General features: G+C 54.3%; 20 protein-coding genes. 8 read left to right on the top strand and 12 right to left on the bottom strand.

Features of this window, described 5'->3' with window-relative positions; translation table 11 throughout:
* Positions 1 to 128 precede the first annotated feature (128 nt).
* The 5 genes from NH461_RS25120 to NH461_RS25100 form a co-directional block, all read right to left on the bottom strand.
* Entirely contained in the window at positions 129 to 1,664 is a 1,536-nt protein-coding gene (locus tag NH461_RS25120) for an ATP-binding cassette domain-containing protein (protein ID WP_261603678.1), read from the bottom strand.
* A gap of 197 nt (positions 1,665 to 1,861) precedes the next feature.
* The gene (locus tag NH461_RS25115) at positions 1,862 to 3,367 is read right to left on the bottom strand and encodes an aldehyde dehydrogenase (protein ID WP_261603677.1); all 1,506 of its coding nucleotides are present in this window, start codon (positions 3,365 to 3,367) and stop codon (positions 1,862 to 1,864) included.
* A 9-nt stretch (positions 3,368 to 3,376) separates the two neighbouring features.
* Positions 3,377 to 4,252 (bottom strand): 4-hydroxy-tetrahydrodipicolinate synthase, encoded by an 876-nt coding sequence (dapA, locus tag NH461_RS25110; RefSeq protein ID WP_261603676.1) that lies wholly within the window; start codon positions 4,250 to 4,252, stop codon positions 3,377 to 3,379.
* Between the two features lie 87 nt (positions 4,253 to 4,339).
* Positions 4,340 to 5,776 (bottom strand): Na+/H+ antiporter NhaC, encoded by a 1,437-nt coding sequence (nhaC, locus tag NH461_RS25105; RefSeq protein ID WP_261603675.1) that lies wholly within the window; start codon positions 5,774 to 5,776, stop codon positions 4,340 to 4,342.
* Between the two features lie 144 nt (positions 5,777 to 5,920).
* Complete coding sequence (locus NH461_RS25100) at positions 5,921 to 7,174, bottom strand: NAD(P)/FAD-dependent oxidoreductase (protein WP_261603674.1); 1,254 nt, start codon at positions 7,172 to 7,174, stop codon at positions 5,921 to 5,923.
* A 178-nt stretch (positions 7,175 to 7,352) separates the two neighbouring features.
* Here NH461_RS25100 and NH461_RS25095 point away from each other — a divergent pair, with 178 nt between their 5' ends.
* The 5 genes from NH461_RS25095 (at position 7,353) to gstA (ending at position 12,169) form a co-directional block, all read left to right on the top strand.
* Positions 7,353 to 8,354, top strand: a complete 1,002-nt coding sequence (locus NH461_RS25095) for a 4-hydroxyproline epimerase (protein WP_261603673.1) — start codon at positions 7,353 to 7,355, stop codon at positions 8,352 to 8,354.
* Between the two features lie 57 nt (positions 8,355 to 8,411).
* Positions 8,412 to 9,071: a GntR family transcriptional regulator gene (locus NH461_RS25090; protein WP_410000125.1), complete on the top strand. Its 660-nt coding sequence runs from the start codon at positions 8,412 to 8,414 to the stop codon at positions 9,069 to 9,071.
* A gap of 275 nt (positions 9,072 to 9,346) precedes the next feature.
* Complete coding sequence (locus NH461_RS25085) at positions 9,347 to 10,285, top strand: bile acid:sodium symporter family protein (RefSeq protein ID WP_261603671.1); 939 nt, start codon at positions 9,347 to 9,349, stop codon at positions 10,283 to 10,285.
* 241 nt (positions 10,286 to 10,526) lie between these two features.
* Positions 10,527 to 11,453, top strand: coding sequence for a LysR family transcriptional regulator (locus NH461_RS25080; RefSeq protein WP_261603670.1), 927 nt, complete (start codon positions 10,527 to 10,529; stop codon positions 11,451 to 11,453).
* Positions 11,454 to 11,557: 104 nt separating this feature from the next.
* On the top strand, positions 11,558 to 12,169 hold the full coding sequence (gene gstA / locus NH461_RS25075; protein WP_261603669.1) for a glutathione transferase GstA: 612 nt from the start codon (positions 11,558 to 11,560) through the stop codon (positions 12,167 to 12,169).
* Between the two features lie 56 nt (positions 12,170 to 12,225).
* Here the strand turns inward: gstA and NH461_RS25070 are convergent, their stop codons facing one another.
* Positions 12,226 to 13,665, bottom strand: a complete 1,440-nt coding sequence (locus NH461_RS25070) for an MFS transporter (protein WP_261603668.1) — start codon at positions 13,663 to 13,665, stop codon at positions 12,226 to 12,228.
* 69 nt (positions 13,666 to 13,734) lie between these two features.
* On the opposite strand from NH461_RS25070, the gene NH461_RS25065 reads away from it, so the two are divergent.
* The 3 genes from NH461_RS25065 (at position 13,735) to NH461_RS25055 (ending at position 16,171) form a co-directional block, all read left to right on the top strand.
* Positions 13,735 to 14,580 (top strand): AraC family transcriptional regulator, encoded by an 846-nt coding sequence (locus NH461_RS25065; protein ID WP_261603667.1) that lies wholly within the window; start codon positions 13,735 to 13,737, stop codon positions 14,578 to 14,580.
* 789 nt (positions 14,581 to 15,369) lie between these two features.
* The gene (trmY, locus tag NH461_RS25060) at positions 15,370 to 15,966 is read left to right on the top strand and encodes a tRNA (pseudouridine(54)-N(1))-methyltransferase TrmY (RefSeq protein WP_261603666.1); all 597 of its coding nucleotides are present in this window, start codon (positions 15,370 to 15,372) and stop codon (positions 15,964 to 15,966) included.
* A gap of 4 nt (positions 15,967 to 15,970) precedes the next feature.
* The gene (locus tag NH461_RS25055; protein WP_261603665.1) at positions 15,971 to 16,171 is read left to right on the top strand and encodes a hypothetical protein; all 201 of its coding nucleotides are present in this window, start codon (positions 15,971 to 15,973) and stop codon (positions 16,169 to 16,171) included.
* Between the two features lie 73 nt (positions 16,172 to 16,244).
* Here the strand turns inward: NH461_RS25055 and NH461_RS25050 are convergent, their stop codons facing one another.
* From NH461_RS25050 to NH461_RS25025, 6 genes are all read right to left on the bottom strand, one after another.
* Entirely contained in the window at positions 16,245 to 16,457 is a 213-nt protein-coding gene (locus NH461_RS25050) for a cold-shock protein (RefSeq protein ID WP_255391837.1), read from the bottom strand.
* Positions 16,458 to 16,773: 316 nt separating this feature from the next.
* Positions 16,774 to 17,229, bottom strand: coding sequence for a MarR family winged helix-turn-helix transcriptional regulator (locus NH461_RS25045; RefSeq protein ID WP_261603664.1), 456 nt, complete (start codon positions 17,227 to 17,229; stop codon positions 16,774 to 16,776).
* Entirely contained in the window at positions 17,226 to 17,885 is a 660-nt protein-coding gene (locus NH461_RS25040; protein ID WP_261603663.1) for a DJ-1/PfpI family protein, read from the bottom strand. Before NH461_RS25040 ends, NH461_RS25045 begins: the two co-directional genes overlap by 4 nt.
* 135 nt (positions 17,886 to 18,020) lie before the next feature.
* Positions 18,021 to 19,412 (bottom strand): esterase-like activity of phytase family protein, encoded by a 1,392-nt coding sequence (locus NH461_RS25035; protein ID WP_261603662.1) that lies wholly within the window; start codon positions 19,410 to 19,412, stop codon positions 18,021 to 18,023.
* A 188-nt stretch (positions 19,413 to 19,600) separates the two neighbouring features.
* Positions 19,601 to 20,695, bottom strand: coding sequence for a class I SAM-dependent methyltransferase (locus NH461_RS25030; protein ID WP_261603661.1), 1,095 nt, complete (start codon positions 20,693 to 20,695; stop codon positions 19,601 to 19,603).
* Positions 20,696 to 20,860: 165 nt separating this feature from the next.
* Positions 20,861 to 21,979 carry an alkene reductase gene (locus tag NH461_RS25025; RefSeq protein ID WP_261603660.1) on the bottom strand — a complete coding sequence of 373 codons (1,119 nt, stop codon included), beginning with the start codon at positions 21,977 to 21,979 and terminating at the stop codon, positions 20,861 to 20,863.
* Between the last annotated feature and the right edge of the window lie 76 nt (positions 21,980 to 22,055).

The raw sequence follows: 22,055 nt of genomic DNA, 5'->3' as shown, positions 1-22,055 counted from the left end.
GAAGATCCGTTGACCACTTCATGCACGGCTTCACCAGAAATTCAGCACACCATAATCACAAAGCACTTCTATTTCAGTTCATTCGATCACCAATCCGACAATTCAGTCTTTCAAAGACTCAGACTGACTCAGCCGGAAACCACCACTGCATACCCTTCACCTTCGGGGACAAAATCAACGTAATTACGAATAGCCGACAGGCTATCTTCCGGATGGTGGGACACATACAACAGCTGGCTGAGCTGCTCTTCGGCGATCATATTGAGCACCTGATACACCAGCTTACGGTTGACGAAGTCCAGTCCCTGGTAGGGTTCATCGAGGATCAACAGCGCCGGCTGTTTGATGAGGGCCCGCCCAATCAGCAATAACCGCTGCTGGCCGTAATCCAGGGCGCGAAAAGGGGTGCGTTCTTCATCCGCCATTGCCAGAATCGCCAGCCACTCACGGGCTTGCTGCACCTGAGTTTTCGACGGCTGATCGTAAAGGCCAATAGAGTCATAAAAACCGGATAACAGCACTTCCAGCGCGCTGCAACTGACGCGATACTGCATATGCAGTGAGGATGACACCACCCCGATCCGGCGCTTGATATCCCAGATGCTCTCACCGCTGCCGCGCTGATAACCCAGTACCGTCATGTCATTGGCATAACATTGCGGATGATCACCTAAGATCAGCGCCAATAAGGTACTTTTACCACAGCCATTCGGCCCGCGGATCTGCCAGTGCTGCCCCGGCAAAATCTGCCAGTTCACCTTGTCGAAGATCAGCCGGTCAAAATACTCAACTTTGCCGTCACGGATTGCCACCAGCGGCGTATGCCCCTGTTGTGGCTGTTCTTGAGACAGAGCGTGCGTCAGTTGCGTCTGATTTGCCTGTTGGAAAAGTTGCTGACGCTCGCGGATCAGTGCCATCACCGCATCACTGCGCTCAGCCGACAGTGCTTCGAGCTGACGCAGCACCGGATGCGAGGTGAATTCATCGACCGTCATCCCCGGGCTTAATGCCATCACGCCAGCATTTCCCGCCCGCTCTGTGGCGGACGTTTCACTGAACATCGCGATATGGGTGATGCAATCGGGAATATGGGATTCGCGCGCAGTGATCAAAATCAGCGTCATCAGCTCGGAGAGACTGCTCAGTAAGGCGGAGAGCTTTTCCTGGTGGGCTATATCCAGCCCGACATAAGGATCATCGAGCACCAGCAACTGAGGATCGACAGCCAGCGCCCGGGCCAGCATCAGACGTCGGGTCTCCCCGGTCGACAGCTGGCGAAAACCGCTGTTGCGCAGGTGCACCAAGTCCAGCATCTCCAGCAGTTGCTCCACCTGAGCGCTGTCCCGGCAACACTCACCAATCAGGTATTCGACCGAATGACCATAATCAATCTGGTCGATATAATCCGTTTCGTCCTGCTCCAGCTCCGCGTCCAGCAACGCCTGCTGCTGCGCCAGAGAAACCACCCCGACCCGCTCCGGCAATCCGGTTATGTCGCCGCCGTCAGGAGTTCGCTCTCCGCTCAAGAGCTGGCCCAATAGCGACCCGTAATGCTGATAAGCAGAGAAAATCATCCAATGCTGACTGGGTTCAATATCCCACTGGTCAACTTGCAGGCTCCCGTGCGAAAGCGTCAATTGCACATCTTGCATGGCAATGGTCATGTTTCATTTCCTTATGAAAAAACGGTTTGGTACCCCATACATACCAAACCGTCACCGTGAGTGTAAAACAAGAACTCAATCAGGCCTTCAATCAGTTCATGAACGCAGAAACCATCCGTGGTGCTCTACCGCGCCATCCCTGGCGCGGAAGCTCTGCTTATCATGAACCGGATGCTGATCCCAAGCTCAGTCAGGGGTTAATTCTGCAACCAGATGGTCTTGGTCTGCAGATACTGATCAAAGGCTTCCAGCCCGTTATCCCGGCCACCAAACCCGGACTGCTTATAGCCGCCGAACGGTGTGGTGATATCCCCTTCGCTGAAGCAGTTGACCGAAACCGTTCCGGCTTTCAGCTGACGCGACACCCGGTGTGCCCGGCGGATATCGGACGTATACAGGGATGCCGCCAGGCCGTAGTTACCTGCATTCGCCAGACGGATCGCTTCCGCTTCGCTGTCAAAGGTGGTGACCGCCAGAATGGGCCCGAACACCTCTTCACAGAACAACGCCATGTCCGGCGTCACGTTGTCGAAAATGGTCGGCTCGACAAACAACCCTGCGCCGAGTTCCGGCGTCCCGCCACCATGAACCAACATTGCGCCATCTGCCTGAGTACGCTCAAGGTAGCTGCGGACCTTGTCAAAATGCGCCGGCTCAATCATCGGCCCGATGCTGACCTGTGGGTCTTGCGGATCCCCCAGTTGCCACTGGCTCAGACCGGCTTTGAGTTTCTCCAGCAGCGCATCTTTGATGCTGGTATGAACCAACAGGCGCGAGCCACAGCTGCAGTTCTCACTCATGTTCCAGAACGCAGCATTCAGCACGTCATCGACAATCTCATCCAGGCTGTAAACATCGTCGAAAATCACCTGCGGACTCTTGCCGCCGCACTCCAGCACGATTTCCTTGAGGTTACTCTGGGCCGAGTATTGCAGGAACAGACGGCCGACTTCGGTGCTGCCGGTAAACGACACCACATCGACATCCGGGTGCAGTCCCAGCGGCTGACCGACCGCTTCGCCCAATCCGGTCACCAAAGTCAGCGCCCCTTGCGGGACCCCGGCCTGATGTGCCAGTTGCACCATACGATAGGCACTGAGGCTGGTCTGCTCGGCAGGTTTCACCACCACCGAGTTGCCCGCCGTCAGCGCCGGGGCCACTTTCCAGGCAAACATCTGGGCCGGGAAATTCCAGGGCAGGACGGCCCCGACAACGCCAATCGGCTCTTTGACAATCAGCCCCAGAGTATCGGTATTGGTTGGCGCAATGCGGCCGAACACTTTATCGATCGCTTCGGTATACCAGGTGAAGGTGTGGAGGGTTTCCGGAATGTCGGTGTTCAGACATTCGGTGATCGGCTTACCGGCATCGACACAATCCAGCGCCGCCAGCTCTTCCGCGTGTTCGCTCATCAATGCGATCCAGCGCTGCAAAATCGCCTTGCGATCGCCCAGCGGCATCGCTGACCACTCACCGGATTCAAAACTGCTCCGGGCCGCCGTCACCGCGGCGTTTACTTGCGCCTCACCTGCTGCTTGGATCCGGCCAATCACCTGACCGTCATACGGACTGTACGTCTCCAGCGTGCCGATCTCCGCCAACGCGGCCTCGGACAAGCCGGGGATCAAACATCCGGCAAACAACTCACCCTGCTTGGCGGCCTGAAAAACCTGCTCTTTCGCTTTTGTAAACGTTACTGTCATGGTGATCTCCTATTGCAGTGCCGCATCCAGCAGGTGAAGAAAGGCGTCCTGATCGGTTTGGCTGATCGGCTGCAATGGCGCACGGATTGGGCCCACGTCCTGGCCGCGATGGATCAGCGCCAGCTTAGCCTTCTGGTTATAGTCCGCTGATTCCTGATTCTGGATCACCGGCAGCAACTTGGTCATGATGGCGCGTAGGGCGTTATAATCACCGACACGGGCAGAATCGAGCATCTGGACATGGGCTTCCGGCAGGTAGTTCGCCGCCCCGCCGATCCAGGCGCGTACGCCCCAAAACAGGTAATCCGCGCCCTGATCGTCCGAGCCACACACCACGACGAAATCATCCAGGTCCGCATTGATCAGTGACAGCGCCCGAGTGAAGTCACCGCTGCTCTCTTTGATCCCGACAATGTTCGGATCGCGGCTCAGCTCAATCACGCTATCCACTTCAATTTCCACCCCGGAGCGAGCCGGGAAGTTATACATGATGATCGGCAGGCCGACCTTACGGCTGACCGTCTGATAGTGAGTGATGATCTCACTTTGCTGTGGCAGGCAGTAAATCGGCGGGGCCAGCATCAGGCCCTGATAGCCCAGCGCTTTGGCCTGCTGCGCTTTGTTGATCGAGCCCTGAGTGTGGGTATCGTTCACCCCGGCAATCAGCTGCGCGCGATCTCCGACATGCTCGGCGATAAACGTCAGGACCTGCGTCCGCTCTTCATCACTGAAGGCATAATATTCCCCGGTGGTGCCGCAGGCGACAATCCCCGCCACACCGGCTTCAATTTGCCAGTCCAGCAGCTTGCCCAGGGCTTCAAAATTGACTTGGTTGTCATCCGTAAACGGGGTAACGACAGGAACAAAAATACCGTCGAGTTTCATAACGCTCTCCTTGAAATGCGGGCCGGACGTCTGACCGGCCCTGATGTAATGTACGCAGTAAAATGAAATATTTTGATGGCCGCCGACTTATGAAGTCGCTTCGGCTTTCGTCAGTGAATCGGCTTCGTCAGCTACAGACGATGTCCGCCAAATCGCAATATTGGCGTAGCCGTAGAAAAGGGAAATTCCGAGGACCAGGAAGTGGTACCAGAGGAACGGCAGGTAACCGAGGGTCGACACGCCCAGGGTCGTTGCCATAAAGACGCCGCCGTCAGACCAGGGCACCATCGGCGTGGTGACCGTGCCGCCGGCTTCGGTATTGCGGGACAACACCCGGCGATCGATGCCCTGCTGATCGTAGTTTTTCTCCGTGATCGTGCTGGCAGTGATCAGCGAGACATACGCCGCGCCGCCGAAAAAGTTGCCGAAGAAACCGCCCAGCAAAGTCGACAGTGTCAGGCGACCGGCATTGTTAGCCCAGGTCAGGAAGCGGTTACAAATCACCTGCAAAATCCCGATTTGCTCCATCAAGCCGCCAAGGCCGAGGGCGAACAGGATCAGGGCAATCACTTCCAGCATCGACAGGATGCCGCCGCGGTTGAGCAAGGTGTTGAGGAAATCGACCTCAGATGACATCGCGTTGCCGACATACACAGTACGCACCGCATCCAGGGTCGGCATGTCCTGCGCGACCACGGCACAGATAATGCCGAGCACTGCCCCGAAGGTGATCACCGGAATCGACGGCATCCGGCGTGACAGCAGCAAAATCACAATCACCGCAGGCAGCAGCAGCCAAGGGGAAATCGTAAAGTGTTGCTCCAGCGCCAGCATCGCCGCATCCGCACGGCTGGTATCAACATTGCCGTCGACATAGAAAAAGCCCACCAAAAGGAACATCGTGAAGGCAATCACACAGGCCGGACCGCTGACATACATCATGGATTTAATGTGATCGATCAGATCCACCTTACACAGCGACGCCGTCATCACCGTGGTATCCGACAACGGCGACATCTTATCGCCGACATAAGCACCACTGATCACTGCACCGGCGACCAGCGGCAGCGGGATCCCGAAGCTGTGGCCAATCCCGATCATCGCGATCCCGGCGGTCCCTGCCGTACCGAACGAGGTACCGGTCGACAGCGAGGTCATGGCACAAATCACGAACGCTGCGGCCAGAAAGATATTCGGGCTCATCACGTTCAGGCCGTAGTAAATGATGCTGGGGACAATCCCGCCGGCAATCCATGAGCCAATCAGGGCACCAACGGTGATCAGGATCAGCACCGCTTCCATCCCGTTATGGATCCCCTTGATCAACCCGGTTTGCATCGCATGGTAGGTTTGCCCGAGCCGTAACCCGAGGCCCATCACCAGGAACCAGGAGGCAAATAACGCCAGCTGGATCGGCAGCGACAGGACATTGATAAACAAAAACATAATGGCAATAAAGCCCGCCATCAGGCCGACCACTTCCATGCTGGTCGGTAACCGGACAGCACTCGGATTCGTGCTCATAACTCTCTTCCTTTTGTTGATGAATACGTCATTGGTTTGCTCTGTTATTTTTTAGCGTGACATCTGTCCTGCGCCCGGTGCCCCTGTACTCCCCGATTACAACAATCGGAGCCTTCACAAGGGATCTGGTAGCAACGACATGAATTAGTGGAAACGGCTCAGTCGGTACGCACTGAGATCCAGTCCCGGCGTCTGCTGTCGGGCCAATTCAGTGATCAGCTGCGCGGTGATCGCCGCCTGGGTCAGGCCAAGGTGATGATGGCCCAGCGCCAGCAAGACCCGCTGCTCCGGCCCGACCGCATCAATGATTGGCAGCGAATCCGGCAACGAAGGTCGGCAGCCCATCCAGGGCATCGCCCCGGCCAGATCCAGCGAATGTTCAAACAGGGCATCGCCCAGATCGGCCAGACGGTGGGCGCGCGCCATGTTGGCCGGACGATCCAATCCGGCGAATTCCACAGTTCCTGCCAGGCGAAGTCCGCCTTGCATCGGCGTCATGATGAAACGCCGCTCAGCCGAGGAGACTGCCACCGGGATGCGATCGGCTTCTTTCGGTAGCATCAGGTGATACCCACGCTCGGTATCCAGCGGAATGTGGACATCGGTGAGCTGATAGACTAGTGACTGACTGAACGCCCCGGCAGCCACCAGCACCCGCGATGCCCGCACCGGACCTTGGGGGGTGGTCAGTTCCACGCCCTGATCGGTGACAAATCCGCCGGTCACTTCCTGCTGGCGATAGGTCATCCCAAGCTCACGTGCGGCGGCCATCAACCGGATTACCAGACGATGCGGGTCAATCACATGGCTGGTTTCGGGAAAATCCAGCGCGCCAATCACCCCTTCAGCAAGGCCGGGCACCTGCTGGTGCAGCGCCTGCTTCGTCAGCGGATTCACTGCCACCCCATTGGCGGCCAGGGTTCTGGCAAACTGGTTCAGCGCCTCGCCGGTTTTCGCCTGTTCGAATACCAGCAATGAGCCCTGATGTTGCATTAAATCCTCGCCACCCATGTCTGCCAGCAGCTGTTTCCAGGCGGCCAGACTGGCCTGGTTGAGCTGGATCAGCCCTGCCCGACTGCGCTGCTGCGCCTCGGCGCGCATGTTCGCCACCAGCTTGAGCATCCAGGGCATCAGGCGGGGGAAATAACGCCAATCGATCCGCAACGGGCCCAGCGGATCCAATAACATGCTCGGGATCTGAGTCAGCATCTGCGGGTTCGCCAAGGGCATGATTTGCTCGGTGGCAATATGGCCTGCATTACCGAATGAAGCGCCCTGCCCCGGCGCTTCCTTATCAAGCAGCACCACCCGAAACCCGGCCTGTTGCAGCCGGTAGGCACAGGCGCAGCCGATAATGCCGGCACCGATAATCGCAATGTCGTGATCCATCTTTTCCATTTGTGATCTCATCCCATGAATTTCGCGAGCATGTATATTGTATACAATATACACTAGAGAGGTGTTGTTCATTCAGCCAGCGCTTTTCGATTGTTTTGTGATCAGGATCGAACCAAAGCGCAGATCAAACGAACACAACAGCAGAGCAAAACTTCAATAATTCAAGGAGATAGAAACGATGCGTGAAGGAACTTTTTTTTGTATTGATGCGCACACCTGTGGCAATCCGGTCCGACTGGTCGCCGGTGGTTACCCCAGTCTGAAAGGCAATACCATGAGTGAGAAGCGTCAGGACTTCCTGGAGCACCATGACTGGATCCGCCGCGCCCTGATGTTTGAACCGCGCGGCCACTCCATGATGTCCGGCTCGATCATTTATCCGCCGTGCAGTGACAACGCCGATGCATCGATCCTGTTTATTGAGACCAGCGGCTGCCTGCCGATGTGCGGTCACGGCACCATCGGCACCGTCACCAGTGCGATTGAACACGGGATCCTGCAACCGAAAACGCCCGGACGCCTGATCCTGGATGTCCCGGCCGGGCAGATTCGGATCGACTACCAGCAAAACGGCAATAAAGTCGAAAAAGTGCGGATCTATAACGTTGCCAGCTACCTCGCTCACCGGGACGTGGTGATTGACGTCGAAGGGCTCGGCGAGCTGACTGTCGACGTCTCCTATGGCGGCAACTACTACACCATCATCGAGCCGCAGCAGAACTTCCCGGGTCTGGAGCACTTCAGTGCCGACCAGGTGTTGCACTATTCGCCGAAAGTCCGGGAAGCCATCAACCAGGTGGTCGACTGTGTTCACCCGGACGATCCGACCGTGCGCGGCGCCAGTCATGTGCTCTGGACCGGTACCCCGACTCAGCCGGGTGCCCATGCGCGCAATGCGGTGTTCTACGGCGATCGCGCCATCGACCGTTCGCCGTGCGGCACCGGGACCAGCGCCCGTATGGCCCAGTGGGTGGCCCGCGGCCGCTTAGGCGTCGGCGAGGATTTCGTCCATGAAAGTATCATCGGCAGCCTGTTTGAGGGCCGAGTTGAATCCATGACCAAAGTGGGGGATTATGATGCCATCATGCCGAGTGTTCAGGGCTGGGCGCGCGTCACCGGCCACAATACCATCTGGGTTGACAGCGAAGATCCCTATGCGTATGGCTTTGAAGTAAAGTAAAATAAATCCGGCCGCCTGATGGCGGCCGAACCAAGAAGAAAGATAAAAGGAGTTACCTTGCAGCCCAAAACACGTACCCAATATGTTGCCGATGCGATCCGTGACAAAATCCTCCGGGGTGAAATCAAAGGCGGCGATCCGCTGCGTCAGGACGCGCTGGCAAAAGAATTTGATGTAAGCCGTATCCCCGTACGTGAGGCCCTGCTGACCCTGGAGTCTGAAGGACTCCTCGAGTTCCACGCCCATAAAGGCGCGTTTGCCACCGAGCTTTCGACCGACAAGATCCGAGAACTGTTTGAGCTTCGGGTATTGCTGGAGTGCCACATGCTGGCCCACGCCATTCCCCTGATGTCAGATGCCGACTTAGATGCCGCCGAAGCTATTTTGCAGGAGTACGAAACGATCTTAAATACCGGCAGCCGGGTCGATCACTGGAGCAATTACAACTTCGCGTTTCACAAAGCCCTGTACACTCCGGCCAACCGTCCGGAAACCATGCAGCTGATCACTCAGCTCAATACCCAGTCCGATCGCTATATCCGCATCCAACTACTCCATACTGCCGGTGTTGCCAAAGCAGAAGCCGAACACCGGGAGCTGCTGGTGCTGTGCCGTGAGCGCAACACCGAAGCGGCCTGCGCGCTGCTCAAACGCCACATTGAAGTCTCCGCCGAAGATATCATCGGCCTGCTGGATCAGCAGAAACAAGGCAAGTAGGTACCGGGAGCGCTGTCTGCTGCCACGCTTCATTTCATAAGCCAGCCTCTCGGCTGGCTGGTTAAAACCGGCCTTGCATTTCCCCCTCCTCCGGTTCAATGACTTCACCCGTTTGTTGAAATTCAGAGAATTACAACGTCATCAGTAACAAAATCAGCGGGCTATCAGTACGGTCAAACGCTTTTCAGCACATCATCGCTTATTCCCCTTTACCGCTATGATTTTGGCCCGGCCTGTGGAATATTCTTTTAAAATTCAATACTCAAGGATGAACCATGATAGAACGCATTACGCAGCTATTTCCGCTGTGGGCTATTGCCTTTTCACTTTGTGCTTTTTTGCAGCCCGCTTTGTTTATCGATCTCAAAAGCCAGATCGTGCCCCTGCTGACGGTGATCATGCTGGCCATGGGTGTGACGCTGTCACCCAAAGACTTCTCCAATGTACTCAAGCATAAGGTCGCTGTTGGTGTTGGCGTGCTCCTCCAGTTTGGGATCATGCCGCTAGCCGCTTTGCTGATCAGTTCCATCATGGGCTTGAGCACTGAACTGACGGTGGGCATGGTGCTGGTCGGCAGTGTGGCCGGTGGCACCGCATCCAACGTGATGGCATTTCTTGCCAAAGGCGATGTCGCACTCTCAATCTCCATGACCGCCATTTCAACCCTGCTCGGCGTGGTGCTGACACCACTGCTGGTTGCATTGCTCGTCGGACAAAGTGTCGATGTCCCAACCGGCGCCATGTTGTTCAGCCTGGTTAAAATTGTCTTCGCCCCGGTCATTCTCGGGCTGGTGATCAATACCCTGGCACGCAAACAAGTCGATAAAATCCAGCCTCTGCTGCCCCTGCTCTCCATGGCGGCTATTGTGCTGATTATTGCCATCGTGGTTGCCCTCAATGCCGACAATCTCAGCCGCATCGGGCCGCTGGTCGCTCTGGCTGTGATGCTGCATAACGGATTGGGCTTGCTGTGCGGGTATGTCGCCTGCCGTTTGCTGAAGTTTGAAGAAAAAGTCTGCCGGACCATTGCGCTGGAAGTGGGACTGCAAAACTCAGGCCTGGCCACGGCACTGGCGATGAAGTTCTTTACCCCGGCAGCCGCAGTGCCCGGCACGATCTTCTCCATCTGGCACAACATTTCCGGCTCTGTACTGGCCGGATACTGGTCCAAACGTCAGGATTCGAAAGCTGCGCCGCAAGATACAACTGCCTGATCGGTGCTTACCTGAGACATTATTCACAAGGCTTACAAGCACACTGGGTATGTCTACATCAATGTAAGCCGCGACGTGACCATGACCGCTCTTCATTTAGCAGAGCGGTCATACACAAAAGCCGTTGGCGTTTCTTATCATATGGTTACAATAAATATCGCAGATACGAAATGTGACTCTGTCTACCTGCCATCATCGTTAAAATAACGCCAACAGCGAATGTGAGGAAAGCCGACCGACTATGATGAACTTAATGCATTGGAAATTGCTCATCGCTGTTGCAGATGCCGAAAATGTTTCTCGCGCAGCGAGTAAAGTCGGTCTCACCCAATCTGGCGCGAGTCAGGCTATCAGCCAGGTAGAAGATGCTTTAGGCGTGAAAATTTTTATCCGTGATCGCAGAAAAACCACAACGACTGCGATTGGTATGCAGATTATCGACAAAGCCAGAAAGATGATTGCTGAACTGGAGTCCATCCAAAACCTGGTGGATGCCTCCAAAGGCTATCATATGGGTAAAGTCAGCATTGCCAGCTTCCCCTCAGTCTTTACCTCCCTGTTACCGCCTCTGATCCAGAACTTTAAAAAACGCCATCCCAGCGTTGACATTATCTCTTTAGCCGCGACTGACGAAGAGGTCGAAGACTGGCTAAGTAACAACTATATCGATGTAGGCGTAGTTTTGAATCCTTCCCCGGAAAGAGATCCTGTCATGCTGGGATATGATGCCTGGGTAGCAGCGGTTCCAGCCAATCATCACCTTGCGCGGCGGGGAAGCTCAAATACGATTGCATTGTCAGAGCTGAGCGACGAACCCTTTATTGTCACCACAGGTGGATGTCATTTGCATGGTAGGAGCCTGATTGAAGGTGAAGGACTGTCATTAACGAATATCCGACTTGAGGTGAAAGATTGGAGAACCGCCTTTACATTAATCGGCGAAGGGATCGGGGTGTCTATTGTGCCCGCCTCAACACTGCCTGAAGAACCATATAACATGCGCATCTATCCACTGAGTTCTCCGTTTTACCGTTGTTTTGGATTGGTATGCTCCGAGCAGGGAAAAAACTCCCCGGCCACGCAAGCATTTCTCGATCAAATACGTCATTCAACGCTTGGGATTAAGATTCCGGTCCAAATCAACGCTGCTGAGATGAGTCCGGTTTAAGATCATCAGCTCCTCTTATACTGACTTTCTGAAATTCTAATTTTCATATTTCTGTTGCATCCATGATGATGAAACTTCACCAGAGATGTAACAGGAGATTCTCCGTGAAACTGTATTTTGCACCACTCACCTGCTCACTTTCGCCACATATCATCCTTCGTGAACTGGGGATTTCATTCGAGCTGATTCGAGTCAATAACAGGACGAAGCGGACTGCAGATAACCGCGATTTCAGAGAGATAAATCCAAAAGGATATGTAGCTGCACTGGTTCTGGATAGTGATGAAGTTCTGACAGAAGGGCCAGCAATCATCCAGTACCTTGCCGATCTCTGCCCTGAGGCCCGGTTAGCCCCTCCTCATGGCTCATGGGAACGGATCCGAATGCAAGAGTTGTTGAGTTTCCTTAGTTCTGAATTACATTCAGGTGTTGCGCCACTCTTCAATCAGGCCTTGCCTGATTCTGTACGCGACATCTTCCGGGAGCGACTGTTTAATCGACTCAATTATCTGTGTGAGTTTATAGGACATAAACCGTACCTCGTCGGTCAGTTTAGTATTGCCGACGCATACTTGTTTTCCATTTTGCTATGGTTACCTATTTTTCAGGTTGATATTGAAGATTGGCCGGTTTTATCGCAATTTATGGCGCGTATGCACACACGCCCAGCGGTGAAAACAGCGATGGCAGCAGAGGATGCAACTTCCCCGATCTAATTAAAAAACAGGATCTGTAAAACGGGCGCACCCAGTGCGCCCGTTCCCTTTCCAGCCTAATTCGACAGTACGCTCGCCCGGCGCTCATCTCGGATCAACCAGAGCGCCGGCAAGGCACACGCCAGCGTGACCAGGGTCAAACCCAGCAGCACCGGCTGAAACGATGCTAAATTTGCGTCCTGCACATACAGTATCGCGACCATCGCCGGTCCGACAGAGGCGCCCAGCAAGGTCAGGATCCGCGATAACGCACTTGCATCTGGGGTTTGTGTGGGTTCCAAGTCATGGTAGGCATGAGACATCCCCAACAAGGTCAACAACCCAATCCCAGCCCCACGCAGCACCATCGTCAACGCGATAAGGGGATCGCTTCCCTGCATGCCCGGCCACAGAAACGGCATGGTTCCCAGAACAGCAAGGCCGCAGCCCAGCAATGCGGTTTTTCCGACGCTAAGCCGCTCACACAGGGTTTTCAGGTAAGGACGGGAAAACAGCGCCCCAAGACCATGTGCGCCGACCCACACACTGGCCAGCCATTCATTGTGTCCAAATCCCTGAATAAACATCAGGGGCAGCGCAAACAGTCCACCGTAAAAACTGATACTCGAAAGAAACAGCAGCCCCATCGAGGCACGAAAAGATCCCACACTAAAAACCTGTAACCGGATCAGCGACTGCTTGCCCCGTTTTCGTGTATGCCGCACAAACAGGAACAGTAAGCAGGCACCGATTAAAGATGCTCCCGTCGTTTCAAGCCAGCGCCCCTCTCCCTGGTGGCCCAGATCAGACAAGGACGACAGGCTATACATCAACAAGATCAGTGCCGGTGCGAGAACCATAAACCCAAGTGCGTCAAACCGATTGTTCGCCTGTGAAGGCGCGTCAGGCTGCCGCGCTTGCTGCAGATCATCTTTGGCGATCATCATCCAACCCAGCACAATGGCCACCAACCCAATCGGCAGGTTGATATAGAAAATCATCCGCCAATCGCCAAGATGAAGCAGGTATCCCGCCAGAAGCGGCCCGGCAATCGGGGCCAGAACCGTCGGCACCGCCATCGTCGCCATCGCCGTTTTCAGCAGCGGTTTACCCACGGTGTGGACCAAAACAGTCTGCATGACGGTCATCAGGATCCCGGCCCCAATACCCTGTACAGCGCGGCTCACCAGTAGCCAGTGGATAGTTGGTGAGACTGAACACAACCCGGAGCCTAAAGTGAAAATCACCAGCCCGGTGATCCAGAACGTTTTTGCCCCCCACTGCCGGGTTGCCCAGGCACACACCGTCACCGTCACGGCAGCAACCAGGGTATACAGCACCGAAACCCACTGTATTTGGGTGACGGACGCTGAAAGGCTGGCTGACAGATCCGGCAGCGCCACCCCCAGAATCGTGGCATCGATCAACGGCAAACAAACCCCGAAGATCAAGCTGACGATAACCCAACGCTGTTCACGGCTGAACGCCGTATTATTTCTATCACTCTGATTTTTCATGCTAAGCTCCTATCAAACCGATCCGGAGACTATTTATACCCGGCATGAAGCTGAGTGAATTTCGTATATATGGCAAAAAGTGTCGAGAATCAGTCAACCTGTCACGATCCGTCCATGGAGCCCATGACACACCTGGATTTGAACGAACAAACGCCGATCCGGGCGATCGCCAAACAGGTGGTTGGACGGGCTGAAGTCAAGCTTCATCGGCATCCCTGGGGACAGATAGTTTTTTCGGATACCGGCGTCGTGCAGGTCAAAACCCCGCAGGCTGCTTATCTGGTGCCGCCGCAACATGCGGTCTGGATCCCACCCGGGGTCGCCCATGCCGCTTCCCTGCTGGAACGGGCGCAGATCTTTTCCGTCTATATGCTGCGGACCAATCGCTACTTTCACGATGCCGCGTGGCAAAACCGCTGGGGAGAATGCCAGTGTTTTCAGGTGAGTGTGTTGCTCCATGAACTGGTACGGCGCATCGCCACCCAAACCGTCCATAACCTTGGCGAGGATAACTACACCGCCATTTGTACCCTCATCAGCACGGAAGTCATCCGGGCCGAGTCGGTGCCCGTCGGACTGCCCATGCCCGCAGATAAACGCCTACGCCACTTATGTGACCTATTTCTCCAGGCGCCGTTGCAAAATACGACACTCCCGATGTTAGCTGCTAAGGTCGGGGCGAGTGAAAGCACCATTGCCCGGCTGTTCAAACAGGAGCTACAAATGACGTTCAGCCAGTGGCGACAACAAGCCCTGTTGACCAGTGCAATCGGCATGGCGGCGAAGAAAATGGCTATCAGCACCATTGCCCAGGAGTTAGGCTATTCAACCCACAGCGCGTTTGCGGCCATGGTCACCTCACTGGTCGGCAAACCACCGAAGGCATTTTTGTATCAGCGGGATCGCGAGGCATGAACATCCCGCAATCAAATCGAAAATAAAGATGTACAATTGAGAAAAAACGTGTAGACTCCCCGCTCCTGAGATTGATTCACACCATCCCTCAGTTCAGAAAACCTCAGAACCACTTCTCTGCGTACGTTTTTTCAATGTGTCTACACAAAGCATTTTCGGCATTCAGTTGACCGGGCTTGGCGATTTTCACCGCCGTGCTTTTTGACCATTGAACTTCAAGGCCACTTCCGGCCATGGACACCTTAAGCGTTTCAACCAGTGAGTTACCCGTTCATCGGCCTGATCCGGCAGACCATTATGCTTGGCCGTTCATCCGTGGGTCCTGAGTTTTCACCGACTCGAATGTCATTCATTTTTATTTATTAGGAGTACAACAATGTCCCGAACCACAGGCCGTCAACGATTTTGGTTTCACAGTCGTCGTCAAAACAGTCATCAAACAAGGAAAAGATCAGATTGAATATTTGCTTTCATTTACTGCAAAACAAAACATCGTGGAAAGCGGTGGTCCACCAGCTCAATAGCGATATTTTAGCCAGACATGTGTTACACCACGGCGGCATTTCCAGCCTGGATTTGAATTTCAGCTACTGCGAACAAACCGCCACCGGAAAAATATTGGACAAAAGCACCCTCATCGGTCACTTTTCAGTGCGATAACGCGTATACTCCGCCACAAATATCCTGTCATCCTGCCGTGCCTCGGCTCCCCAGTGTCATCTGACCCGTTAAGATGCCGCTTCCCAGAGCGAAGACGCAGGATTGCAACAAAAATAAAGGTAATAAGTCATGCGTACGTTTGTATTACGAGCCCGCTCTGCCCCAACTGACAGTGAAAAACTGATGGCTGAAGTTGGCGGCAATTGCCACACTGAAATTCTGGCCCATTGCACCATGAATGCCCTGTTCATGGCCCAGTCTCATCGTGAGGATACAACCATCCACTTAGTCTTGGAGAGCACCCAGGACTATAGCCGGACCGTGACGATTAACGCCAATGAGATGACCCAGGTCGGTGGATTTCACGAAGCAGCCCTGCTGGAAATCGTCCGCCAGGCACTTGTGGCATCGGTTGGCATGACCAAAGAGCAGACGCGCCACGTTCAGTCTGGCGTGGCGGTGCGCACCATCAGTTTTGAAGCACTGCTGAAAGAGCTGACCCAAACACACTCGGTCTACATGATGGATAAAAAAGGGGAATCCATTCGTGACATTCCCCTGGCAAACAACCCATGTTTTATTTTGACCGACCATATCCCGATGCCGAAAAAAACCATGAACTCTTTAAAACGCCTCGGGGTGGAAAAAATCAGCCTGGGGCCGAAAATGCTGTTCGCTTCTCAGTGCATCACACTGATCCATAATGAACTGGATCACCAAATGTAATTGAGTGCTGGATCTGATTTCATCAGGTCCGGCATCAATCAACCTGCCTGAAACACGTCTTAAAAAAATAACCAGAATTGCTATCGATCTTGAAAGGGAATTTCAGGTACTGATGATCGGTGCGATAAATTTACGTGGCGTGCGGGGGATGAATCAGAAAAAGCAGAATGTTGCAGGAGAAAACGGGCAGAGGGGAGGAAACTAAGAAGTGAAACAAAAGCGACTAAACGGCGATAATGTAAATGGCACAGCGTGCCATTTACATCGAATCTTTAGCCTTACAGGGCTACAACGTTCGCAGCTTGAGGACCTTTTTGGCCTTGCTCAACGTCGAAAGAAACTTTTTGGCCTTCAGCAAGGGTTTTGAAGCCTTCTGAAACAATCGCACGGAAGTGAACGAATACGTCAGCGCCGCCGTTGTCTTGAGTGATGAAACCAAAACCTTTCTCTTCGTTAAACCACTTAACCAGACCTGTTGATTTAGTAGACATGTCGTTTTCCTAATCTATTGAATTAAAATTTAAATCGCGTATTTGCGATGCTCTGAATGCCTGGACTATTTGGTGACGATGAATCTAAGGGAAACACTAAGGATAACAACAGTTACGCAGAAATTCTGAGGGTTTACTTTGACTATTTTTCATTAATTCGTCTGAGCTACAGAGCGAGATGAATCATACCTGAGTTATAGCCAGAGTAAAGGGTTATTTTAAATTCCCGGCAATATAATCCATTTCCCGGATGATTGACCTTGCCGTTCTGCTTCAGTTGGACACCCGATGCAAAACCACAAATACTCATCAAACATCATTCAGCAGATTGTGGTTCCACCAGCGCTTCCAGAGCCGCGTGCAGTACTGTCAGGGTGTCTGCAATCTGCGCCATCTTTTCATGCCCCAGCCGCCCTTCAAGGCTTCTCGCGAAACAGGCATGCTGCGGGCCGATTTTCCCAATCGCAGCAAAACCGGCCTCCGTCGGCTGAAGCAGCTTGGCTTTTCGGAGCGATGGGTTCTCAACCACACCCAACAACCCATCGTCCATCAGTTGATTCGCCGTTCGCCGCACGCTCTGGCGGGTGATCCCCATCCGGCGGGCAATCTCCGCTTGCGTCAATGGCTCATGCAGCACAGCACCCAGCACTTGCCAACGGGTTGCAGTTAACCCCGCCGGCGCCGCCAGTTGCTCGGCAATTTTCAGAAACTGCCCATTGAGCGCAAAAGACGTCAGTGCCATAGCGCTCAATCGTGCCTGGGCGTCACTCACTGCGCTTGCTCCTGTGCTTGCTCCTGCATCAACGCATAAAACCCGGTTGGATCCTGCTCGGCAAATAGCTGCCACCATGCATCCTGTGTGGTCTCGGTATACATATCCAGGATCCGAAAGATTTCAGCCGCAAAAGCAATCGGGGCGACACCGCTGGCGGTGATCACATTGCCGTCGGTGATCGCAGGTTGATCAACATATCGACTACCGCCTTGATAACCTGTCATCGCGAGAAATTCCGGCGCGTTGCTGGTATGGGCCCGTTCATCGAGCAACCCTTGTTGCGCCAATGCCGCCGTCGCGCCACAAATCGCAGCAACCGGCTTATCCGCAGCGACAAAACACGCAGCCATCTCGGCAAAAGCCGTAATCCCGCCCGTTACGGCTGAATCCGCCCCCGGCAGGATCAACAACGCACTGGACTCTGGCTCCAGCTCCGCCAGGGTGATATCCGGCACAATCCGCACCCCACCTTTCGTTGTGACGGGTGCCAGAGTCGCACCCACGGTTTTGATTTCATACCGTCCCGGCACTTTTTGAAATTCAGGCGACTGAATATGCGCGATCGCATAACCGTATTCCCAATCCGCCATCGTGTCATACACCGCCAGATGGACCGTTTTCTTGTCTATCGTTGTTTCCGTTGTCACTGCCATTGCTGCACCTCCATGATATGTGACAGCATGCTTACATGATGTAAGCATGCTGTCAATGTAGAACGTGAGTGAGAGACGCATGCACCTGTACCGGACATCGTACGCAACAGCGAGATAAATAACCCCGCGACAGCGTTAAATCCCCAGATTGAGTCCATCTACGACGTATAGCGTATTCCCGTCAATGTGGGTCTGCGCCTTATCCAGATATTTCTGCTCCAACTTACCTTTTGTCGCCCAGGTAGCAAAGTCATCGTCATTCAACACGCCCAGCTTGGTCGGGCCGATGAGCCACAGCCCTTCGAGCTTATCGTGGGGATATTGGAGCGTTTTGACCAAATCGACCACCAGTGTTTTTTCAACCGGCTTGATCTGATGTTTCGCCAACACCTCCCATCCTTCAGCCAGCACCGCTTGTTCCAGAGTTTTCCCCCGGATCATCACTCCCAGCTTGTCGTCCTGCACCAGGCCGTTGCCATTGGCGATTGATTCCAGATCCGTCGCATGAGCCAGATCAATCCGGTAGATATGCTTCATCGCCTGCGGCTTATCGCGGTAAAACGCACCATCGCGTTCAATCACGACAAATTCATGGTTGGATAACGCCGCGATCCCCGAGTTGGAGTTCTGGTTCTTCTCCTGCGGATAGAGATACTGGCGCACTTTGCCGTTATCCAGGTCAATGGTGACAATCCGTACCAGATTGAGGTTTTTCACCGTTTGATTCGGGTTAAACAGCGTTGACTGCATGATCCCCACCAGCGTCTTTTCATCCGGAGTGATCGCCAGTCCTTCCATACCGCGATTCGCACGTCGGTTGGCAAACTCAGCCGGCAAGTTCAACGTGGTGCGTTGATCATAAGCAAAAGCGTTGATCCGCTCGATTTCGACACCGTTCTGGTCAAAATGGACGATATGCGGACCATATTCATCACTCACCCAGAAGGTGCCGTCTTTCAGGGCCACCAGGCCTTCACCATCCAGACCGTAGTTATCCAGCTTCAATGGGTTGGCCTTGGCATCAAAGGGCTTGCCGGCCTGCTGCGTGATCGGGTGACCGTCCTTGTCGTAAGGCGTTTCACCTGTCCCCCCCAGATCGGATGTATTGGGCAACCCGGTGATCGGTGTACCATTCGGACGCTTGAGCAGAATAGACTTCACCTGCCAGATGCTGCCGTCGGCTCTGACTTCAAACAGACCAATACGCGGGGTGTAATCCGGGGTCGGGAACATTTTTCCCTTACCTTGTGCCCCGTTATAGGTGGCGTTCGGGCCGCGATCGGTCAGGGCATAGAATCGATTCTTGTTGGTCGGATGCGCCGTCATATCCGAGCCAAACCCGCCATTGCGGATCTCCAGCATGTGCCCGGACTTGGCGTGATCGGCGATATCACTTCTCAGCACCGTAAAAGGAATCTTGCTCCCTTTGACCTGATCAACCTGATCGACGTTATCGGCCCGGGTGACACCAGAAAAAACACAAGCCAACGCAAGCGCTGCCATGGGAAAGCACGTCATACCTTTCATCGGATATCCTTATCAAAACAAAGCAGTGTATATGAGCAAAAATGCACATAACATCGTACTGAGGCATTGTGATGATTCTGTGTCCCGTAGATGACAATGGGTGGAGGCGCGCGGATTGTGATGACTCATCAAAAAAAGGGAAAGCCGACACGAAGTGGGCTCTCCCCTGATGTCACATCCGGCACCGTTTACTTGCGGACAATATACCAATTGTTCTGAATATCATGGGCCAGCTCATTCTTGGTCACCGAGCTAAACCCGGCACGCTGGAGATATTCCCTGGCTTTCTCTTCGCCCCACATTGCCCCCAGCCCTTCACCGCCCTGGGCCAGCGATACGGTCATGCAATGCATACAAGAGATGGTATACAGGAAAGTGCCGATGGGATGGTCCAGGTTGTTATGGACATGGCTCGAACCCTTAATATCCTGCATCAGATAGGTGCCATCTGATTTCAGGGTCCAGCAGATCCCTTTGAGCACATTCAGCGGTTTTGCCTGATCGTGCACCGCATCAAAGGTGGTCACAAAATCAAACGCATCCGGCGTAGCCACTTCATCAAAGTTACTGAGATCGCTAATGTCGAACACAATATTGCGCAAATCCTTGTCCTGCGACTCGCGTCTTGCATATTCAACCGCTTCACGGGACAGATCGATACCCAAAAACTGACTTGCCGGATACAGCTCAGCCAGTCGGTTCATGATCCGGCCCCGTCCGCAGCCAACATCCAGGACTTGAATACCCTCTGTCAGCCGATCGGCCAGACCGGGCACCAGCGGCACAATATGCGTTTCGAGATTCGACAGCACCGATTGATTACTGTCTTCTGCCATCACTTCATGGAACCGGGGATACTGCGCGTAGGGCACGCCTCCGCCTTGTCTGAAACACTCGACGATATGATCCTCAACGCCACCCAACAGCCCGATATACTGCGCAAAGACCGCGAGGTTATCGGCGCCGGCCGCGCGCGTCACCATCGCGGCATGTTCAGGGGGCAAGGTAAAACACGTGGTCGCCGGATCAACCTCGACCACGCCTGCGGTGGTCATCGCACCCAGCCATTCCCGCACATAACGTTCATTCAAACCGGCACGGGTCGCGATTTCCTGTGACGTCGCGGGTTGGCTGAGTTCACTCATCACATCAAACAGTCCGGTGCGATGGCCAATAGACACCATCAAACATAGCGCACCATTGTTCAGCGCCCTGACGAAATCATCGCCGAACACTTCCGCTTTATTGGGGTCGAAGACAGAGCCTGTCTGGGTCGTAGCCATGATGGGTACCTCCTCACTGCGGCCATTCCGACATATCCAAACTTTCGCTTCTATAAAGCATATACCCATGAAGCTTGGGCTAAATACGATTTGGTTATGATGGCGAATTTCACAGTCCTGAACAGTTGTTTGCAACGCAAGATGTTTGCAACGCCCGACGTCTGTTTATATCGTCGCCTGATAGACAGGATAATCGGTCAGCCCTTTTTCACCGCCGCCAAACAGGGTGTCCGGATCATGCGCGGCCACCGGAAAGCCCTGCGCCAACCGCACCGGCAGATCCGGGTTGGCGACAAACGGACGCCCGAAGCCGATCATGTCCGCCAGGCCGGATGCAATCGCCTGCTCGGCTTTGGCCGCCTGATCCTGCGGGGTAAAATAGCGACCGGCATAGATCAGCACGCCGTCGAACTGGGATCGGATCGCCTGTTTAAACGCCACCGGCATATCCGGCGCATCATCCCAGTCCACTTCGGCAATATGCAGGTAGATAACCTTGTGGCGGTTCAGCAGTGCCGCCGCAGCCGTGTACGTGGTTTGCGGATCCGCATCGACCGTGCCGTTCAGAGTGGTGAACGGTGCCAGACGTACCCCGACACGCTCGGCGCCGATGGCATCAACTAATGCGCCAACCACTTCGTCCAGAAAACGCAGTCGGTTCTCCAGGCTGCCGCCGTACTCATCGGTGCGATGATTTGATTCAGAATCGATAAACTGATTAATCAGATAACCGTTGGCCGCATGCAGTTCAATGCCGTCAAAACCGGCCTCAATAGCATTCAGTGCCGCCTGGCGGTATTCAGCAACCACCTGCTGGATATCGGCCTTTGTCATTTCACGCGGCGCGACCACATCGACAAACCCTGGTGCGTCCGTGCCGTTATCGACAAATACTTTGACGTTCTCCGCCTTCACTGATGACGCGGAAATCGGCTGAGCGCCGCCAGTGTTATCAGGATGCGTCACCCGGCCGACATGCCAGAGCTGCGCGAACATCACCCCGCCTTCACGGTGCACCGCGTCGGTGACTTTGCGCCAACCGGCGATCTGCGCCGGGGTATAGATCCCCGGGGTCCAGGCGTAGCCTTTACCCAGCGGTGAGATTTGGGTGCCTTCAGAGACAATCAGCCCGGCACCGGCGCGCTGGGCATAGTAAGTTGCCATCAGCTCATTAGCCACATCGCCCGGCTGACTGGCGCGCGAGCGGGTCATTGGCGGCATAACGATGCGGTTTTTCAGGATCAGGTTACCGAGCGTGATCGGTTGAAACAGGGAGTTGCTCATTGAGTTTGTCCTCAGTCGGATTTGAGGGCATCTTAACAAGCAAGATTACGAACATTGACCGCAATTACCACAAATC

Source organism: Photobacterium sp. TY1-4, from assembly GCF_025398175.1.
GTDB lineage: Bacteria > Pseudomonadota > Gammaproteobacteria > Enterobacterales > Vibrionaceae > Photobacterium.
This window is presented reverse-complemented; position numbering and strand designations above follow the sequence as displayed.

What these genes read in the sequence shown, in the direction of transcription:
- NH461_RS25050 (WP_255391837.1), bottom strand. Translation starts at nt 16,457, where the DNA reads ATGTCTACTAAATCAACAGGTCTGGTTAAGTGGTTTAACGAAGAGAAA.
- NH461_RS25085 (WP_261603671.1), top strand. Translation starts at nt 9,347, where the DNA reads ATGATAGAACGCATTACGCAGCTATTTCCGCTGTGGGCTATTGCCTTT.
- NH461_RS25035 (WP_261603662.1), bottom strand. Translation starts at nt 19,412, where the DNA reads ATGAAAGGTATGACGTGCTTTCCCATGGCAGCGCTTGCGTTGGCTTGT.
- nhaC (WP_261603675.1), bottom strand. Translation starts at nt 5,776, where the DNA reads ATGAGCACGAATCCGAGTGCTGTCCGGTTACCGACCAGCATGGAAGTG.
- NH461_RS25025 (WP_261603660.1), bottom strand. Translation starts at nt 21,979, where the DNA reads ATGAGCAACTCCCTGTTTCAACCGATCACGCTCGGTAACCTGATCCTG.
- NH461_RS25100 (WP_261603674.1), bottom strand. Translation starts at nt 7,174, where the DNA reads ATGGAAAAGATGGATCACGACATTGCGATTATCGGTGCCGGCATTATC.
- NH461_RS25065 (WP_261603667.1), top strand. Translation starts at nt 13,735, where the DNA reads ATGGCAAAAAGTGTCGAGAATCAGTCAACCTGTCACGATCCGTCCATG.
- NH461_RS25095 (WP_261603673.1), top strand. Translation starts at nt 7,353, where the DNA reads ATGCGTGAAGGAACTTTTTTTTGTATTGATGCGCACACCTGTGGCAAT.
- trmY (WP_261603666.1), top strand. Translation starts at nt 15,370, where the DNA reads ATGCGTACGTTTGTATTACGAGCCCGCTCTGCCCCAACTGACAGTGAA.
- NH461_RS25030 (WP_261603661.1), bottom strand. Translation starts at nt 20,695, where the DNA reads ATGGCTACGACCCAGACAGGCTCTGTCTTCGACCCCAATAAAGCGGAA.
- NH461_RS25080 (WP_261603670.1), top strand. Translation starts at nt 10,527, where the DNA reads ATGATGAACTTAATGCATTGGAAATTGCTCATCGCTGTTGCAGATGCC.
- NH461_RS25040 (WP_261603663.1), bottom strand. Translation starts at nt 17,885, where the DNA reads ATGGCAGTGACAACGGAAACAACGATAGACAAGAAAACGGTCCATCTG.
- NH461_RS25070 (WP_261603668.1), bottom strand. Translation starts at nt 13,665, where the DNA reads ATGAAAAATCAGAGTGATAGAAATAATACGGCGTTCAGCCGTGAACAG.
- NH461_RS25115 (WP_261603677.1), bottom strand. Translation starts at nt 3,367, where the DNA reads ATGACAGTAACGTTTACAAAAGCGAAAGAGCAGGTTTTTCAGGCCGCC.
- dapA (WP_261603676.1), bottom strand. Translation starts at nt 4,252, where the DNA reads ATGAAACTCGACGGTATTTTTGTTCCTGTCGTTACCCCGTTTACGGAT.
- NH461_RS25120 (WP_261603678.1), bottom strand. Translation starts at nt 1,664, where the DNA reads ATGACCATTGCCATGCAAGATGTGCAATTGACGCTTTCGCACGGGAGC.